Below are 16,653 nucleotides of genomic sequence, written 5' to 3' on the forward strand. Positions count from 1 at the left end.
CTGTCAGCTCGCAGTATTAGCGCTTGTTGTCATGGAAACGACACTCCCGATTCTCTCTTTGTCCGTGGCCGCCGCAGCGTCCGCTGCCGCCGCCTTCCCGAAGCTCAAAGCGCGCCTGGAGCTGTCCCGCGCCAAGCATCGCTCGCTCTCCGGGCATTCCAAGATGTCGCGCCAGGTGGCGAAGCTGGTCCCGTTCTACGAATTCGAAGGCGATGCGTACTTCGCCTGCGACGGCGCGCCGGCAAACGTCGCAACGCAGCGCAAGGACGCCTTCTTCCGTCTCGCCGCCCTCTACGCGGAGCGCTACCCCAAGGGCCGCGCGATGACGAAGGAAGCGGCGGAGAAAATCTCCGACCTGCACTTCACCGAGACTTACCGCGTGCCGTTCCAGTTCTCGCGTCTCGTCCGCGAGCATTTGGGCACCTCGACCTTCGCCGAGTCCTCGCGCGGCGTCACCGTCACGGATGTCGACGGCAACACCTCCTACGACCTCACCGGGTCCTACGGCGTCAACATCTTCGGCAACGACTTCTACAAGGAGTGCATCGAGGGCTCCGAGAAGCGCGCACAGGCGCTCGGACCGGTGCTCGGCCCCTACCATCCCGTCATCCTCGAGAACGTGGCGCGGCTGTGCCGGATCTCGGGCCTCGACGAAGTCTCCTTCCACATGTCCGGCACCGAAGCCGTGATGCAGGCGGTGCGGCTCGCGCGCTACCACACCAGGCGCACGCATCTTGTCCGGTTCGCCGGCGCCTATCACGGCTGGTGGGGCGATGTGCAGCCCGGCGTCGGCAACCCGATCACCGCGCACGAGACCTACACTCTCGCCGAGATGTCGGAGAAGACGCTGCATGTGCTGCGTACGCGTAAAGACATCGCTTGCGTGCTGGTCAACCCGCTGCAGGGGCTGCATCCGAATGCCAGCGCACCCGGCGATTCCGCGCTGGTGGACTCGTCCCGCGGCGGCAGTTTCGATCGCGCCGCCTACACCGAATGGCTGAAGAAGCTGCGCGAGGTCTGCACCGAACGCGGCATCGTTCTGATCCTCGACGAGGTGTTCGTCGGCTTCCGTCTCGCCGCAGGCGGCGCCCAGGAGTATTTCGGCGTGCGTGCCGACATGGTGACCTACGGCAAGAGCCTTGCCGGCGGCCTGCCGATCGGCGTGGTCTGCGGCAAGAAGGAATTGATGCGCCGCTTCCGTGACGATCGTCCCGCCGACGTCTGCTTCGCCCGCGGCACCTTCAACTCGCACCCCTACGTCATGACGGCGATGGACGAGTTTCTGAGCCGGCTCGCCAGCCCGAACTTCCGCGCTGTCTATGACGGACTGGAAGAGACCTGGAACGGCCGCGCGCAAAAGCTCAACCGGACGATGACCGATGCTGACCTTCCGGTGCGGTTCGCAAACTTCTCGTCGATCTGGACGGTGAAGTACACCACGCCGTCCCGCTACAATTGGATGCTGCAATACTACCTGCGCGCGGAAGGCCTGTCCTTGAGCTGGGTCGGCACCGGACGGCTGATCTTCAGCCTGAACTACACCGACGCCGACTTCACCGAAGTCGCCGAGCGCTTCGTCCGCGCAGCCGAAAAGATGAAGGCCGACGACTTCTGGTGGCACGATGGCGTCCTCACCAACAAGACCATCAAGCGGCAGATCCTGAAAGAGATGCTGGCCAAGCGCTTCGGGCGCTGAGGTTAGTTCCTCCAACGCCGTCATGCCCGGGCTTGTCCCGGCCATCCACGCGTCTCCGCGCGAGAGATCGAAGACGTGGATGCCCGGGACAAGCCCGGGCATGATGCAACCATCAGACATCGGAATGCCGGATCTGCGCGGCGTGCTCAGGCGTGGTGCTCTTCGAGCGTGGACTCGCCGATCAGGCCCAGCGTGTGCTCGGGGTTGAGATGCAGGCCGGGGTCCATCAACTCGCCGCGCAGCAGCGCCAGCGGCGCGTTGCGGTAGAGCATCAAATCGTGGAAGGGGTCGGTCAGGATCTTCGTCATCCAGACGAGGCCGGTCTCGACGTCGCGGATGAAGAACAGGTGGACCGTGCGGAACAGAAGTCCGCCGCCGCCGACGAAGAGCCATATCTTGGCGACTTGCCGCATGAAGTCGGTCGCGCCCGCCCAGGGGGTGAACGGTCCGAACAGCGTGGGATCGACCAACGACACCGCCGGGGACAGCGCCCAGATCGACATCAGCACCACCTTGCGCCGAAGGTTGTAGCCGACCTTGATCTCTTCCTTGTGCTCGTGCGTCGCCTGGTTGAGCTGGTCGTAGCCGTGCGGCTCGAAGAAGAAGTGACCAGCCTGGCGCGAGGTCATCGACACCAGCCAGCCGACCAGCGCGGAGATCATGGGGTCGACGAACAGCCAGACATAGGCGAACAGAAAGCTCAGCGCGCTGACGAAGTGCAGGCTCTGATTGATGCGGCTGTGGTGATAGTAGCGATGGTCGTCCCAGCGCTGGATCCGCAGCTGCTCGAGATAATTCTTGATCATGCTCTCCCCCAAAATGCTTTCGGGTTCAGGATTTACAGGGATTCGGTGTAGGCCGTGTGACATCATCATTTTGTCATGTGACGATGTGCAGCGGCGCGATGACGCACGGTTACTTTCTCCCCTCATCCTGAGGAGCGCGGAACGCGCGTCTCGAAGGATGAAGGCCCGAGTGCAGCAGCGTGGGCCTTCATGGTTCGAGACGGCGCTTGCGCGCCTCCTCACCATGAGGAGCGGCAGTCAAGCCGCCTTGGCGACGTCGATCTTGCGGAAGCGCACCAGCGAGAAATGACCGAGCGGCGGAATCAGGCGGCGCTCGGAAAGCTCGATGCCGTCGGCACCGGCCAGCCACTTGGCGTAGCGCGACCAGGCGAACTCGGCGGTGCGGAAGCCGAGCGGACGCACCACCGGCTGGAGCTTCTGCTCGATGAAGCGGCGCATGCCGGTATCGGCGCTGACGCGGGTGAGGATGATCAGCTCGCCGCCCGGACGCAGCACGCGCGCGAATTCGTCGAGCGCGACTTCCGGATTCGGCACGGCCGTGACGACATACTGGGCCATCACGACGTCGAAGGAATTGTCGGGGAATTCGAGCTTCTCGGCATCCATCACCGCGAGGCCCTCGACGTTCCCCAGCTTGCCCTCGGCGACGCGCTGGCGCGCCTTGTCGAGCATCGCTTCGGAAATGTCGGTGCCGAAGATGCGCAGATGCGGCGCGTAGAGCGGCAGCGAGATTCCGGTGCCGACGCCGACCTCGAGCACGCGGCCGCCGATCTTGTTGGTGGCCGCGATCGCGGCCTGCCGACCCTTGGCGAACACGCCTCCGAACACGAGGTCGTAGACCGGCGCCCAGCGGTCATACGCCTGCTCGACCGTGCCACGGGTGAGGTCGAGCTGCTGGGTGCCGTCAAGGTTCATGATCTTAGCCATCGATGGGGTTCTCGCTGTGGTCGAACGGTTGAGATCAGCCGCGCACCGGCCGCCGCGCCATGACCGGCGAGGCCCGCAAGGCACGGCTGGGTTGAAGTGAAGTGAGGTTGCCGACGAACTGGCGCGCGCTGTTTTCCCAGGAACGCTCCAGCGCGAAATGACGACAGGTCTCGCGCGACATGGTGAGCGCGCGCAGGCACGCGGTACGCAGATCGTGATCGATCGCGCCGATCGGATGATCGGCGATGACATCCTTCGGACCCGTCACCGGAAACGCCGCAACCGGCGTGCCGCAGGCGAGCGCTTCGAGCTGCACCACGCCGAACGTGTCGGTCAGGCTCGGAAACACGAACACGTCGGCGGCGGCAAGATGCGCGCTGAGATCGGCGCCCTTCTTCTCGCCGAGGAAGACGACATCGGGGTACTTCTTTTCAAGTGCGGCCTTCTGCGGGCCGTCGCCGACGACGACCTTGGTGCCGGGCAGGTCGAGCGAGAGGAAAACCTCGAGATTCTTCTCCACCGCCACGCGGCCCATCGTCATGAAGATCGGTCCGGGCAAATCGAGCTTTGCCGGCGAGTCAGGATGAAACAGCTCGGTGTTGACGCCGCGTGTCCAGAAGCCGAGCCGCTTGAAGCCGCGCTCGGAGAGCTCCTGCCGCAGCGAGGGCGTCGCCACCATGGTCATGGCGGCGGCATCGTGGAAGTGGCGCAGCACGGCATAGCCGACGGCGGCGGGGATGCCGGTCCGCACCGAGACATATTCCGGAAAACGCGTGGTGTAGGAGGTGGTGAAGGCGAGCCGGTTGCGGCGGCAATAGGCTCGCGCCGCCCAGCCGATCGGCCCTTCGGTCGCGATGTGCAGGGCTTCCGGCGCCGCCTGCTCGATCCGCCGCGCGATCTCCTTGCCGCTCGGCAGGGCAATGCGCAGCCCCGGATAGGTCGGCAGCGGCCACGATCGAAAGCCGTCCGGCGTGACGAAGTCGATCTCGACATCCAGTGCCTTGGCGGCACCAGCCAGCGAGGTCAGCGTCCGGACCACACCGTTAACCTGCGGATGCCAGGCGTCAGTCGCGATTAATACCCGCATGGGGAAATCCCGAGAGTTTGATGATTCTCGGCTTAGGACCATCAACCACGGATATTTCAGGCGTGTGACGTCATAGAAATGTCGGCCCGCTGTTTTGTTCGTTAACGGGTCCGCGCAGCCACGAAAACCGTCATGAAACAATCCTTTCCGCCATGAAACCGTTTTCGGTTTTCCGCGCAAACGTCCCGAAACTTCTTGCCGTTAGTGATCTACGCAACAGAGCACCGAAACGGTGCCGGGGTGACTAAGAACACCGCGCAAACAGGGGCGACCAATGATCAATCTGGACATGTTGAAGACTTATTCGCGCGCCGTTGCTTTTGGCGCAGTGGCTGTGACCGCGATCGCGTTCGCCGGCCCGGCCAAGGCCGCGCCCGTGCAGCTCTTCCCCTTCTTCCAGCCGTTGCCGACGATCGCAGCGCCGCAGCCATACCAGCCTTATCAAGCCGCGCCCTATCAGGCCGCGCCGTCCGAAGATCATGACGCTGTCGAAACGCCGGCGCGGTTCCGTCGCCAGACGGTCTCCTACGCGACGCGTGAGGCGCCGGGCACCATCATCATCGATACGCCCAACACCTATCTCTATCTCGTGCTCGGCAACGGGCAGGCGATGCGCTACGGCATCGGCGTCGGCCGTGACGGCTTCACCTGGTCCGGCACCCAGTCGGTGACCAAGAAGGCCGAGTGGCCGGATTGGACCCCGCCGCCGGAGATGATCGCCCGCCAGCCCTATCTGCCGCGCCACATGGCCGGCGGCCCCGGCAATCCGCTCGGCGCACGCGCCATGTATCTCGGCGGCACCATTTACCGCATCCACGGCACCAACGCGCCCGAGACCATCGGCAAGCACGTGTCTTCCGGGTGCATCCGCCTGACCAATGACGACGTCGCGGACCTCTACTCCCGCGTCAACGTCGGCACCAAGGTGATCGTGCTGCCGATGACGGAACGCCGCGCGGACCTCGGAGCCGCGACACGGTAAGCGGCAGGACATTGTGACGCAAACGGCCCCGGAACCCACCGGGGCCGTTTTCGTTTGCCCTCGGCATCCCGATGCGCGCGCGTGCTGCGGCGCGATCCCCGATGGAGGCGCAAATGCAATCACGCCCGCAAACGACGCCGGGCACATGGCTGCGCAGGATGAGCCGCGCCGGCGCATTGACGCTGCTGCTGACCGCGCCCGCCTCGCTGGCACAGCAGCCGGACAGCGACGACGCAGCCCGGCAGGCCTTCAACAATTCCTGCCGTACCTGCCACTCGGTGAAAGAGGGCGACAATCGTCTGGGTCCCAACCTCAATAAAATCGTCGGACGCAAGGCCGGCTCGCTGCCGAACTACAACTATTCTCCGTCGATGAAAGAAGCCGGCTTCGTCTGGGACCAGGACAAACTCACCCGCTTCATGGTCAAGCCGGACGAGGTCGTGTCCGGCAACAAGATGCAGCCCTATGGCGGCGTCTCGGCGGAGGAAGCGGCGAAGGTGGTTGGTTATTTGCAGGCGGCTTCGCAGTAACCAGCCCCGCGATGCAGGGGCCGCTTCGTTTGGAGTCGGTGATCGTGGCCATCCTTCGAGACGCCCGCCTGCAGCGGGCTCCTCAGGATGAGGGCGGAGTGTGTGGCCGCGAGGCGTCTGTCTGGCAAATCGACGCGGCAACGAATGTCCATAATGCTTGCGCCAGTCCGCAACTGCCAGTTAGCCTCATCCTGAGGAGCGCGCTCTTGCGCGCGTCTCGAAGGACGAGGCGGGCACGACGACCGATGGCGCGTACCTCCACATTCTCAGATGTGCCGATGGCAACTACTACATCGGAACGACGCGAACCGAACTTGAAATCAGGATCGCCCAGCACAACGCAGGGACATTCGCCGGCTATACGAAGTCGCGCAGGCCGGTGACGCTGGTCTTTTCCCAATGGTTCGATCGCATCACCGATGCGATCGAATGTGAGCGGAAGCTCAAGAAATGGAGCCGCGCCAAGAAGGAAGCCTTCATGCGCGGCGATTTTTCCGAGCTGCATGAGCTAGCGAAGCGCGGATCTCATCATCCTTCGAGACGCCCGCCTGCGGCGGGCTCCTCAGGATGAGGATCGGAGCGTGCGGCCGCAGGATAGTAGTTGAGCCTCATCCTGAGGAGCGCGCTCTTGCGCGCGTCTCGAAGGACGAGGCGGGCACGATGTGAGACAGCGCCTATCGGCCCACCCGAGATCAGCCTCAGCCATGCCGCCGAATGAAACGCGCTCATCAGCAGATACATCGGCACCATCCCGCCCAGCAAAGATTCGTGTCCGGCGGCGCACAGCATGTCCGCCGGGCCGCCGCCGAGCACGGCCGTCAGCACGGCCATGATCGCGAAGGTGGGCGTGGCCGCCAGCCCCAGCCATCTCGCAAGGTGACGCGCGGCCGCGATGCCGTCGCGGCTTGCACTGGGGACCGCGCTGACGGGATGGGTCATTTCCTTTCGCCTGCGGCCTCCTCGCGAAAAGCCTTCTCGCCGGCGGCCGAGATCTCGACCCATTTCTTGTCGGGCGCCGCACCTTCGGTGTAGCTGTCGTGCCAGTTCCACCATTTGTAGGTCGGCGTCTGGGGATAGCCCTTCGGCGAATCCTCCCAGACCTCCTGCCGTCCCAGCGGCGTGATGTCGAGATAGTTCCAGGTGCCGCCCATCTGCTCGTCGCCACGGCTCTTGACGAAGTAGGTGCGGAAGATGCGGTCGCCGTCGCGGTAGAACACGTTCGTGCCGTGCCATTCGTCCACGCCGAAATCGGCATCGAAACTGTCGGTGATGGTGACCCATGGCATGGTCCAGCCCATCCGCTTCTTCAACCGTGCGATATCGGCCTGCGGCGCGCGCGAGGCGAATACCAGCGTGGTGTCGCGGGCGTTCAGATGCGCGACATGCGCGACCTGGTCGGCCACCATGGAGCAGCCGCGGCAGGCATGATCGGGCCAGCCGAACACCCCAGGCTCGAAGAAGGCGCGGTAGACGATCAGCTGCCGCCGGCCCTGGAAAAGGTCGGGCAGACTGACCTTGCCGCCGGGCCCCTCGAACGCATAGGTATTGGTGACTTCCATCCACGGCATGCGCCGGCGTTCGGCGGCCAGGGCGTCGCGGGCACGGGTATGCGCCCTTTTCCTTCACGAGCAGTTGCTGACGGGCGGCCTCCCAGTCCTGCGGCGACACCACCGGCGGTGTTTGCATGGCAGCCTGTCTGTTAGTTCCTGCGTTTTCTGATGATGTCATCATGGCTCTCCTGTTTCCGCACATTGTCGGCCGTCAACGATTTCTCGCACCGGACAGTTGCGGAGTGGGAGTAACAAGTGTGGCGGGATTCGAATGGAGTCGCTGATCACGGCCGCGGCGCGCGCGCTCGAAGCCGGCGATCCGCTCGGCGCCTTGAACCGCGTTGCGCTGCGCAACGATGCACCTTCGCTGGCGCTGCGCGGCATCGCGATGGCGCAGCTCGGCGATCTCGCGAAGGCGAAGACGCTGCTGCGGAGTGCCGCACGCGCCTTCGGGCCGAAAGAGGCGGTCGCGCGCGCAAGATGCGTGGTCGCGGAAGCCGAGATCGCGCTCGTCTCGCGCGACCTGAACTGGCCGGCGAAGACGCTCGCGGCCGCGCGGGCGACGCTCGCAAGCCACGGTGACCTCGCCAACGCGGCCCATGCGGGTCACATCGAGGCGCGCCGTCTTCTTCTCGTCGGGCGCCTCGACGAGGCCGAAAGCACGCTGGCCGAGATCAAGACCACGCCGCTCCCCCCGGCTTCGCAGGTCGTCCGCGAGCTCGTGATCGCCGGCATCGCCCTCAGGCGGCTCAGAACGAAAGACGCGCGCGTGGCGGTCGGCCGCGCGGTGCGCGCAGCACGGCAGGCCGGCATTCCCGCGCTTGCGGCCGAGGTCGAGATCACGACCTTCGTGCTCGACACGCCCGCAGCGCGCCTGATCACGCGCGGGCACGAACGGCCATTGCTGCCCGAGGAGGTCGAGGACCTCGCGACATCAGAGGCGCTCGTGGTGGATACGTTTCATCACGCGGTTCGCAGGCGCGGCATCGTCGTGCCGCTCGGAAGGCGGCCGGTGCTGTTCGCGCTCGCCCGCGTCCTGGCGCAGGCCTGGCCCGCGGATGTCTCGCGGGAGGCTTTGATCACAGCAGCTTTTCAGGCGAGGCACGTCGACGAATCGCATCGCGCCCGGCTTCGCGTCGAAATCGGGCGGCTCCGCACCAAGCTCAAGCCGCTCGCCGATGTCAGCGCGACCAGGCGCGGTTTTGCGCTGACACCGCGCAAGACGCGGCAAGTTCTGGTGTTGGCACGGCCCGTCGAAGAAAAGCACGCCACTGTGCTCGCCTTCCTCTCCGACGGCGAGCCCTGGGCGAGTTCGGCCCTCGCGCTGGCGCTGGGAACGAGCGCGCGCACCGTGCAGCGTGCCCTCGAAGAACTGGCGCGGTCGAACAAGGTGCAGTCCTTCGGACACGGCCGGGCGCGGCGCTGGATGACGCCGCCCGTCCCGGGTTTCCCGACAGGCTTGTTACTCCCCGGACCGCTCCTGAAGACGTAAGGTGGGGTCACACCACAGGGACCGAGCAACATGAAGCGTTCAGCCGCCGAGATCGTCAGGGAATACGGGCCCTTTGCGGGCGTCGATGCCGTGCACGGCGTCACCTATGACGGCGCCCATGTGTGGTTCGCGTCCGGCGACAGATTGAACGCGGTCGATCCGGCCAATGGCAAGATCGCCCGCTCCATCGATGTCGCCGCGCATGCGGGAACGGCGTTCGACGGCCGGCACCTGTTCCAGATCGCCGAGGACCGCATCCAGAAGATTGACGCTGCGACCGGCAAGGTGCTCGCCACCATCCCGGCACCTGGCGGCGGCGGCGATTCCGGATTGGCCTGGGCCGAGGGCTCGCTCTGGGTCGGGCAGTATCGGGAGCGCAAGATCCATCAGGTGGATCCCCAGACTGGCAAGGTTCTCCGCACCATCGAAAGCAAGCGCTTCGTCACCGGGGTTACCTGGGTGGACGGCGAATTCTGGCACGGCACCTGGGAAGGCGAGGACAGCGACATCAGACGGATCGACCCCGAGACCGGCAAGGTGCTGGAGCAGCTCGACCTGCCCGCCGGGACCATGGTGTCAGGACTGGAGTCCGACGGCGGCGACCGCTTCTTCTGCGGCGGCGGCAGTCGCGGCAATGTGAGAGCGGTCCGCCGTCCCAAGCGCAGCTAGGTGCGCACTAACGAATGCGCGGCAACGGCGCATCGCGGCCGTTAACCTGTTCGCCCCAATTCCACCCCATCGGTGCGCTCTAGCGCCCTCCTCGCCTGCCCTGTAGACTTCTGCCCCGGGCGGCCTGGGGGATTGATGCGACTAACGCTGAACTTGAAGACTGTGCTGATCGCCGTGGTGGTGCTCGCGGCGTCGTTCTTCGTCAGCCTGAAGGCGATGGACTGGCTGTCGCCGCGGGCGACGAATTCCGCGCCACCGGTCGCGCAATTGCCGCCGCTGCCGCCGGTCGCGAAGAGCTCAATCGTGGTGGCGCCGGTCGCCATCGCGCTGTCGGCGATCCGGGAGCAGGCCGAGAAGGCCGCGCCGCGCAATTTCGCCGGCAAGGCCGAGAACCCGATCTCACAGATCCTGCAGGACGCCGACATCGGCTGGTCCGCCGTGCGCGGACCGATGTCGGCTGCCGGCGACAAGGACGTGCTGACAATCTCGACGCCGCTCAACGGCAAGCTGAACGTGACAGGCTCGCTGTCGTCGAAGGCGACCGGCGCGCTCGGCGAAGCACTCGGCAGCGTGCTCGGCGGTGACGCAGCGAAACGGATCGGCGCGGTCAACATCAAGAATCTGAACGCCAGCGCCGAGATCAAGGGCAACGTGGTCGTCACCTCGCGACCGAAGCTCGCGGCCAACTGGCACCTCGAGCCCAATCTCGGTGCCCAGGTCAATCTCGGCGACACCAACCTCAACGTCGCGGGCGCCAAGGTCAACGTACCGGCGCAGGTGAAGCCGCTGATCGATAAGAATGTCGGCGAGCAGATCAACATCGTCTCCGAGCGCATCCGCAACGATCCTTCGCTGCGGGAGAACGCGAAAGTGCAATGGGCCAAGGCCTGCCGCTCGATCGCGCTGCAAGGCTCGGGCTCCTCGGCCGCGCTGCCGTCGCTCTGGCTGGAGATGAAGCCGATCCGCGCCATCGCGGCGCAGCCGCGCGTCGACGCGCAGGCCGTGACCCTGCTGATGGGCCTCGAGCTTGAGACGCGCGTCACCGCTACCCCGACCAAGCCCGACTGCCCGTTCCCCGACAAGATCTCGATCGTGCCGCCGACCGGCACCGGCGTGAACATCGGTGTTCCCATCGACGTGCCCTTCACCGAGATCAACAAGCTGGTCGCGGCGCAGATGGTCGGCCACACTTATCCCGAGGACGGCTCCGGCCCGGTGGACGTCACCGTCAAGAGCGTCAACGTGATCCCGTCGGGCGAGCGCCTGCTGATCTCGCTGCTGGTACGCGCCAAGGAGAAGAAGAGCTGGCTCGGTCTCGGCGCCGAAGCGACCGTGCACATCTGGGGCCGGCCGATGCTCGACCAGGCACAGCAGACGCTGCGGCTCGCCGACATCCAGCTCGCGGTGGAGTCCGAGGCGGCCTTCGGTCTGCTGGGGGCCGCGGCGCGCGCGGTGGTGCCGCAGATGCAACAGGCGCTGGTGCAGAAGGCGACGATTGATCTGAAGCCGATCGCCGCCAATGCGCGCGAGAAGGTCGCGGCCGTGATTGCCGACTTCCAGAAGAGCGAGGACGGCGTCAAGGTCGACGCGAAGATCGACAGCCTGACCCTCGCCGACATCGCCTTCGATTCCAAGACGCTGCGCATCATCGCGGAAGCCGGCGGCACGCTGAATGTGTCCGTAACGAAACTGTCGGGGATGTAGTGAACCTTCACTCACGGGTCTCGCCCGCGACTTGGTCGCTTGCGCCGCTGGCATTCTCGTCGGAGGATGCTAAGCTGTTCTTCGCAATCTCGAACGAGGTGCCGACGGCACTGTAGAGGACACCGCGAGGACACATGGAAGCCGGCATGGTCACGCCCGCGCCGGCGCTGGTGCGCTTTTCCGGCATTCAGAAGACCTATGATGGCGAGTTCCTCGTGGTGAAGAACCTCGATCTCGACATCAGGAAGGGCGAGTTCATCACCCTGCTCGGCCCGTCAGGCTCGGGCAAGACGACCACGCTGATGATGCTGGCTGGCTTCGAGGTTCCGACCCACGGCGAGATCTACCTCGCGGACAGGCCGATCAAGAACGTGCCGCCACATAAGCGCGACATCGGCATGGTGTTCCAGAACTATGCCTTGTTTCCGCACCTGACGATCGCGGAGAATATCGCCTTCCCGCTATCCGTCCGCAACACGAACAAGGCGGAAACGCAGGAGCGCGTAAAGGCGGCCTTGCGCATGATCAAGATGGAAACCCTGGCGCAGCGCCGGCCCGGGCAGCTGTCCGGCGGTCAGCAGCAGCGTGTGGCGCTCGCCCGCGCGCTGGTGTTCAATCCGCAACTCGTGCTGATGGACGAGCCCCTGGGCGCCCTGGACAAGCGCCTGCGGGAGCAGATGCAACTGGAGATCAAGCAACTGCACGAGACCATGGGCATCACCGTCGTCTACGTCACCCACGATCAGAGCGAAGCGCTCACCATGTCGGACCGCATCGCCGTGTTCAACGACGGCATTGTGCAGCAGATCGACAGGCCCGACGCGCTGTATGAGCATCCGGTGAACAGCTTCGTCGCCCACTTCATCGGCGAGAACAATGTGCTGGCCGGCACTGTCGAGACAATCGAAAAGGAATATTGCCGCGTCGCGCTTGCTGGTGGCGGCGTCGTGACCGCACGGGCGATCAATGTATCAGGCGCTGGCGCATCGACCTCCCTGTCGGTGCGGCCGGAGCGAATCGCCATTGTCTCGGATCGCACCTCCAGCGAGGGGCCGAACCGGCTGCCCGCCAAGGTGCAGAACACGATATATCTCGGCGACCACGCGCTGGCCGTGCTCGATGTCGCCGGCAACCGCGAGTTCATGGTCAAGCTTCAACCGGGGGCGCGTGACAACTTAAGACCTGGCGAAAGCGTGTTCGTCACCTTCCGCCCCGAGGACTGCCTGGCCCTCGATCCCGTCTGATCCAACCCTGCAGCTCCAAATGGACCGGCATCGATCAACCTCAACGCAACTCTCATGAAGAAGGAACAAGACCATGCTGAAGCGCAAGATTGCTCTGGGTTTCGCCGCGGCGCTCAGCGCCAGCGCTGCGCTGGCAACGGCCGGGCAGGCGCGTGACCTCACCGTCGTTTCGTGGGGCGGCGCGTATCAGGATGCCCAGAAGAAGGTCTATTTCGAGCCGTTCAAGAAGGCAGCGGGTGTTCCGATGAACGACGAGTCCTGGGACGGCGGCGTCGGCGTGTTGCGCGCCAAGGTGCAGGGTGGCGCCGCGACCTGGGACCTCGTCCAGGTCGAGAGCGACGAACTCGCGGTCGGCTGCGAGGAAGGCCTGTTCGAGAAGATGGACTATTCCAGAATCGGCGGCGAGGCCGCCTATATCCCGCCGTCGGTCAATCCCTGCGGTGTCGGCGCCATCCTCTACGATTTTGTTCTCGGCTACGACAGGGACAAGCTGAAGGAGGCCCCCAAAGGCTGGGCCGACTTCTTCGACACCAAGAAGATTCCAGGCAAGCGCGGCTTGCGTCAGGGTCCGAAGACCACGCTGGAGATCGCGCTCATCGCCGACGGCGTCGCACCGAAGGACGTCTACAAGGTGCTGGCGACCGACGATGGCGTCGAGCGTGCGTTCAAGAAACTGGATACCATCAAGAACGACATCGTCTGGTGGAAGGCCGGGGCCCAGCCGCCGCAATTGCTCGCCTCCGGCGAGGTGGCGATGACCTCAGTCTACAATGGCCGCATCGACACCGCGAACAAGAACGACAAGAAGAATTTCGGCATGGTGTGGGACGGAGCGCTTTTCACCCTCGACAGTTGGGTCATCCTGAAGGGCAGCCCGAACAAGGACGCGGCCTACAAGTTCCTGGACTTCGCCGGCAAGGCGGAGAACCAGTCAAAACTGTCGGAGAACATTGCTTACGGCACCTCGAACAAGGACGCCGCCGCTCTGCTCGCGCCCGCCGTTCTGAAGGACCTGCCGACGGCGCCGGACAACATCAAGAACGCGGTCGAGATCAACGTTGCCTTCTGGCTCGAGAACATCGACCGCCTGACCGAGCGCTTCAACAAATGGGCAGCGAAATAGGCCGCGACAGCACCGGCGTGCGGCGCGCATTGAAAGCAGTTTCGTCGCGGCCATCCTTCGAGACGCCCGCCTTAGGCGGGCTCCTCAGGATGAGGACGGAGTGCGCGGCAGCGACTTCAGAGAGCCTCATCCCGAGGAGACCGCGAAGCGGTCGTCTCGAAGGACGAGGCGCTTGCTCAGGTTGCTCCGAAAGGCCACACGCCATTGCCACAGCCAAAATGGCGAGAGATGTCCGGTCACAGTGGGGCTCCCGGTGACGTCAGCCTCCTCAACCGGCGCCGATGCGTTGGCCACGGTGCCGCTCAAGCGCCGCCTGAAGCGGGCGGAGCGCGCGCGCCAGATCAGGGCGTTGGCACTGATTCTGCCGCTTCTGCTGTTTCTGCTCTTCACCTTCGCGGGCCCGATCGCCGGCATGCTGTGGCGCTCGGTCGATGACAGGGAGGTGCGCCGGGTTCTGCCTCAAACGGTCGCTGCTCTCGCCAACTGGGACGGCAAGGACCTGCCGGACGAAAAGGCCTACGCGGCATTGGCGAACGACATCCTGGCGGCGCGCGCCTCCGGCACCATCGCCATTGCGGCCAAGCGGCTCAACTACGCACTGAACGGCTTCCGCACGATCCTGACCAGCACAGCACGCAATCTGAAGGCGGAGCCGGAGCCCGGAACGGCCAGGGAGGCGCTGGGCAAGATCAACCCGGCCTGGCGCGAACGCACCACCTGGACGACGATCAAGGACGCCAGTGGCCCGACGACCGGCTTTTACCTTCTGTCGGCCCTCGACCTGACGCGGAACGTGGACGGCGCGATCGTCGCCGCCCCACCGGATCAGGCCATCTACCGCAACGTTTTCGCCCGCACCTTCATCATCAGCCTTAGCGTCACGGCGCTTTGCCTGATCCTTGGCTTCCCGGTCGCCTACCTGTTGGCGACGCTGCCGCCGGGCCGGTCCAATCTGCTGATGATCTTCGTCCTGCTGCCGTTCTGGACGTCGCTTCTGGTTCGCACCTGTGCCTGGATCGTCTTGTTGCAGAGCAAAGGCGTCGTGAACGACGGCCTGCTCTGGCTTGGCATCATCGACGCGCCGTTGCGCCTGATCTACAACCGCTTCGGTGTCTGCGTGGCAATGACCCACGTTCTCTTGCCGTTCATGATCCTGCCGCTGTACAGCAGCATGAAGGCGATCTCGCCTGCTTACATGCGTGCCGCCGCCTCGCTCGGTGCGCCACCGGCCACAGCCTTCCTGCGGATCTATCTGCCTCAAACCCTGCCCGGCATCGGCGCGGGAAGCCTGCTCGTCTTCATCCTGGCGCTCGGCTACTACATCACGCCGGCACTCGTCGGGGGCGCCGCCGATCAAATGATCAGCTACTTCATCGCGCTCTACACGACCGAGACCGCCAATTGGGGCCTTGCTTCGGCGTTGGGTGCGGTTCTGCTGCTCGCCACTGTTCTGCTCGCTCTCGTCTACGGAAAGCTGGTGCAGGGCCAGCAGGTCACGGGAGGGATGAAGAATTGAGCAATAGTCCCTCCCTCCGCACGCCCGGCCAGCGCATCGCGTGGACCACGACCATCGTGATCTCCACGCTGGTGTTCATCTTCCTGATCGCGCCGATCCTGGCGATCATGCCGCTGTCCTTCAGCTCGGGTTCCTACCTGACCTATCCGCTGCCGGGCCTCTCCTTGCGCTGGTATGACGACTTCATCAATTCGCCGCGTTGGATGAATTCGCTGAAGAACAGCATGATCATCGGTGTCGCCTCGACCCTGCTGTCCATGGCGCTTGGCACGCTGGCCGCGCTGGGCCTGGCGCAGTGGAACAGCCGGTTCCAAACCGCTCGTGCTGGCGTTCGTGTTGTCGCCGGTCGTCGTGCCCGGTGTCATCACCGCGGTCGGCCTGTATTTCTTCTTCGCACCGATCGGACTGACCGGTACTTATCTCGGCCTGATCCTGGCCCACACCGCGCTGGCGACGCCCTTCGTGGTGATCACGGTCGGCGCGACGCTGCAAAGCTTCGACACCAATTTGGCGCGTGCCGCCGCCTCGCTTGGCGCCTCGCCGCTTTACGCGTTCCGCCGCGTGATCCTGCCGCTGATCCTGCCCGGCCTGGCGTCGGGGGCGTTGTTCGCATTCGCGACCAGCTTCGATGAGGTGGTGATCGTGCTGTTCATGGCCGGTCCCGAGCAGCGCACCCTGCCACGCGAGATGTTCAGCGGCATCCGCGAGAACATCAGCCCGACCATCACGGCAGCTGCGGTGATTCTGACGACGGTATCGGTCATCCTCCTCGCCACACTGGAAGGCTTGCGCCGGCGCAACGACCGGCTCAAGGGCAGCAGCGCCTGACCGGCGGCGTCTTCTTCCTTCTACCCTTGTGGGAGAAGGGCAACAGCTAAAATGCGAATGATTTCAAAAGTGAGGGTGTCGAGTGTCCTTGCCGGCGTCCCAAACGGATTTTGACAATACCTGAGAGGAATTGACGGTTTTGCGCGCCTTCCTGACGTGGCGGTGGCGTGACTTCAAGTCGCCCTCCGGAAGATCCGGCCGCCATTGCCGGTCACAAATCCTCATCAAGTATGCACCCATGGCAAAGGCCGCGGATCTCGCGGGAGGCCAAGAGGCTCCGCTCCTGAGCACCTCGCTCATGCGGTCTCCGTCACCTCGTGAATGGCCTGATAATCGCGGCAGGCAGCCTCGTGGTCGGCGCGAGTGAAGCGGGACGTTTTCCGCAACGTTCTTCTTGGCGTGCCTTGCGGCGATGGAACTAGAAGGGGTAGTTTTGGGCGACATTTAGGGGCGAGGAAATGAAACGGCTGCGGTTGGTGTCGGGTGGCTAATTGTAGCC

Annotated in this window: 14 protein-coding genes and 3 pseudogenes; 11 read left to right on the plus strand and 6 right to left on the minus strand. The window is 64.7% G+C overall.

The window, feature by feature from the left end; translation table 11 throughout:
* The first annotated feature begins 31 nt into the window (after window positions 1-31).
* The gene (locus tag ACVWW3_RS20815) at window positions 32-1,696 is read left to right on the plus strand and encodes an aminotransferase class III-fold pyridoxal phosphate-dependent enzyme (protein ID WP_456648814.1); all 1,665 of its coding nucleotides are present in this window, start codon (window positions 32-34) and stop codon (window positions 1,694-1,696) included.
* 146 nt (window positions 1,697-1,842) lie between these two features.
* Here the strand turns inward: ACVWW3_RS20815 and ACVWW3_RS20820 are convergent, their stop codons facing one another.
* The 3 genes from ACVWW3_RS20820 to ACVWW3_RS20830 all read right to left on the minus strand — a co-directional run bounded on the left by ACVWW3_RS20820 (window position 1,843) and on the right by ACVWW3_RS20830 (window position 4,516).
* Window positions 1,843-2,502 carry a hypothetical protein gene (locus tag ACVWW3_RS20820; protein WP_456648813.1) on the minus strand — a complete coding sequence of 220 codons (660 nt, stop codon included), beginning with the start codon at window positions 2,500-2,502 and terminating at the stop codon, window positions 1,843-1,845.
* A gap of 237 nt (window positions 2,503-2,739) precedes the next feature.
* Window positions 2,740-3,429: a methyltransferase domain-containing protein gene (locus tag ACVWW3_RS20825; protein WP_456648812.1), complete on the minus strand. Its 690-nt coding sequence runs from the start codon at window positions 3,427-3,429 to the stop codon at window positions 2,740-2,742.
* Window positions 3,430-3,463: 34 nt separating this feature from the next.
* On the minus strand, window positions 3,464-4,516 hold the full coding sequence (locus ACVWW3_RS20830; protein ID WP_456648811.1) for a glycosyltransferase family 4 protein: 1,053 nt from the start codon (window positions 4,514-4,516) through the stop codon (window positions 3,464-3,466).
* Between the two features lie 274 nt (window positions 4,517-4,790).
* On the opposite strand from ACVWW3_RS20830, the gene ACVWW3_RS20835 reads away from it, so the two are divergent.
* From ACVWW3_RS20835 to ACVWW3_RS20845, 3 genes are all read left to right on the plus strand, one after another.
* Window positions 4,791-5,498 (plus strand): L,D-transpeptidase, encoded by a 708-nt coding sequence (locus tag ACVWW3_RS20835; RefSeq protein ID WP_456648810.1) that lies wholly within the window; start codon window positions 4,791-4,793, stop codon window positions 5,496-5,498.
* Window positions 5,499-5,599: 101 nt separating this feature from the next.
* Complete coding sequence (locus ACVWW3_RS20840) at window positions 5,600-6,028, plus strand: c-type cytochrome (RefSeq protein ID WP_456648809.1); 429 nt, start codon at window positions 5,600-5,602, stop codon at window positions 6,026-6,028.
* Window positions 6,029-6,290: 262 nt separating this feature from the next.
* Window positions 6,291-6,599 (plus strand): GIY-YIG nuclease family protein, encoded by a 309-nt coding sequence (locus ACVWW3_RS20845; RefSeq protein ID WP_456649780.1) that lies wholly within the window; start codon window positions 6,291-6,293, stop codon window positions 6,597-6,599.
* Between the two features lie 116 nt (window positions 6,600-6,715).
* Here ACVWW3_RS20845 and ACVWW3_RS20850 read toward each other — a convergent pair.
* A pseudogene (locus ACVWW3_RS20850) lies at window positions 6,716-6,967 on the minus strand (hypothetical protein); the annotation flags it as partial.
* A pseudogene (locus tag ACVWW3_RS20855) lies at window positions 6,964-7,759 on the minus strand (DUF899 domain-containing protein). The pseudogenes ACVWW3_RS20850 and ACVWW3_RS20855, both read right to left, overlap by 4 nt.
* A 90-nt stretch (window positions 7,760-7,849) precedes the next feature.
* On the opposite strand from ACVWW3_RS20855, the gene ACVWW3_RS20860 reads away from it, so the two are divergent.
* From ACVWW3_RS20860 to ACVWW3_RS20885, 6 genes are all read left to right on the plus strand, one after another.
* Window positions 7,850-9,070 carry a helix-turn-helix domain-containing protein gene (locus tag ACVWW3_RS20860; protein ID WP_456648807.1) on the plus strand — a complete coding sequence of 407 codons (1,221 nt, stop codon included), beginning with the start codon at window positions 7,850-7,852 and terminating at the stop codon, window positions 9,068-9,070.
* A 30-nt stretch (window positions 9,071-9,100) separates the two neighbouring features.
* Window positions 9,101-9,739: a Vgb family protein gene (locus ACVWW3_RS20865; protein ID WP_456648806.1), complete on the plus strand. Its 639-nt coding sequence runs from the start codon at window positions 9,101-9,103 to the stop codon at window positions 9,737-9,739.
* A gap of 135 nt (window positions 9,740-9,874) precedes the next feature.
* Window positions 9,875-11,443: a DUF4403 family protein gene (locus ACVWW3_RS20870; RefSeq protein ID WP_247347786.1), complete on the plus strand. Its 1,569-nt coding sequence runs from the start codon at window positions 9,875-9,877 to the stop codon at window positions 11,441-11,443.
* A gap of 134 nt (window positions 11,444-11,577) precedes the next feature.
* Window positions 11,578-12,687 carry an ABC transporter ATP-binding protein gene (locus ACVWW3_RS20875; RefSeq protein ID WP_456648805.1) on the plus strand — a complete coding sequence of 370 codons (1,110 nt, stop codon included), beginning with the start codon at window positions 11,578-11,580 and terminating at the stop codon, window positions 12,685-12,687.
* Window positions 12,688-12,760: 73 nt separating this feature from the next.
* A complete protein-coding gene (locus ACVWW3_RS20880; RefSeq protein ID WP_456648804.1) occupies window positions 12,761-13,810 on the plus strand; it encodes an ABC transporter substrate-binding protein in 1,050 nt (349 codons plus the stop codon).
* Between the two features lie 253 nt (window positions 13,811-14,063).
* Window positions 14,064-15,326, plus strand: a complete 1,263-nt coding sequence (locus tag ACVWW3_RS20885) for an ABC transporter permease (protein ID WP_247442647.1) — start codon at window positions 14,064-14,066, stop codon at window positions 15,324-15,326.
* Here ACVWW3_RS20885 and ACVWW3_RS20890 read toward each other — a convergent pair.
* Window positions 15,304-15,435, minus strand: a complete 132-nt coding sequence (locus ACVWW3_RS20890; RefSeq protein ID WP_456672463.1) for a hypothetical protein — start codon at window positions 15,433-15,435, stop codon at window positions 15,304-15,306. The two genes, ACVWW3_RS20885 and ACVWW3_RS20890, sit on opposite strands and share 23 nt — an antisense overlap.
* Here ACVWW3_RS20890 and ACVWW3_RS20895 point away from each other — a divergent pair.
* A pseudogene (locus tag ACVWW3_RS20895) lies at window positions 15,398-16,154 on the plus strand (ABC transporter permease). The gene ACVWW3_RS20890 and the pseudogene ACVWW3_RS20895 sit on opposite strands and share 38 nt — an antisense overlap.
* Window positions 16,155-16,653 lie beyond the last annotated feature (499 nt).

It is taken from the genome of Bradyrhizobium sp. LM2.9 (assembly GCF_054056555.1).

Coding starts and splice junctions, on each gene's coding strand:
- ACVWW3_RS20860 (WP_456648807.1), top strand. CDS start 7,850: ATGGAGTCGCTGATCACGGCCGCGGCGCGCGCGCTCGAAGCCGGCGAT.
- ACVWW3_RS20830 (WP_456648811.1), bottom strand. CDS start 4,516: ATGCGGGTATTAATCGCGACTGACGCCTGGCATCCGCAGGTTAACGGT.
- ACVWW3_RS20870 (WP_247347786.1), top strand. CDS start 9,875: ATGCGACTAACGCTGAACTTGAAGACTGTGCTGATCGCCGTGGTGGTG.
- ACVWW3_RS20880 (WP_456648804.1), top strand. CDS start 12,761: ATGCTGAAGCGCAAGATTGCTCTGGGTTTCGCCGCGGCGCTCAGCGCC.
- ACVWW3_RS20840 (WP_456648809.1), top strand. CDS start 5,600: ATGGAGGCGCAAATGCAATCACGCCCGCAAACGACGCCGGGCACATGG.
- ACVWW3_RS20815 (WP_456648814.1), top strand. CDS start 32: ATGGAAACGACACTCCCGATTCTCTCTTTGTCCGTGGCCGCCGCAGCG.
- ACVWW3_RS20820 (WP_456648813.1), bottom strand. CDS start 2,502: ATGATCAAGAATTATCTCGAGCAGCTGCGGATCCAGCGCTGGGACGAC.
- ACVWW3_RS20865 (WP_456648806.1), top strand. CDS start 9,101: ATGAAGCGTTCAGCCGCCGAGATCGTCAGGGAATACGGGCCCTTTGCG.
- ACVWW3_RS20835 (WP_456648810.1), top strand. CDS start 4,791: ATGATCAATCTGGACATGTTGAAGACTTATTCGCGCGCCGTTGCTTTT.
- ACVWW3_RS20875 (WP_456648805.1), top strand. CDS start 11,578: ATGGAAGCCGGCATGGTCACGCCCGCGCCGGCGCTGGTGCGCTTTTCC.
- ACVWW3_RS20890 (WP_456672463.1), bottom strand. CDS start 15,435: ATGATCGCCAGGATCGGCGCGATCAGGAAGATGAACACCAGCGTGGAG.
- ACVWW3_RS20825 (WP_456648812.1), bottom strand. CDS start 3,429: ATGGCTAAGATCATGAACCTTGACGGCACCCAGCAGCTCGACCTCACC.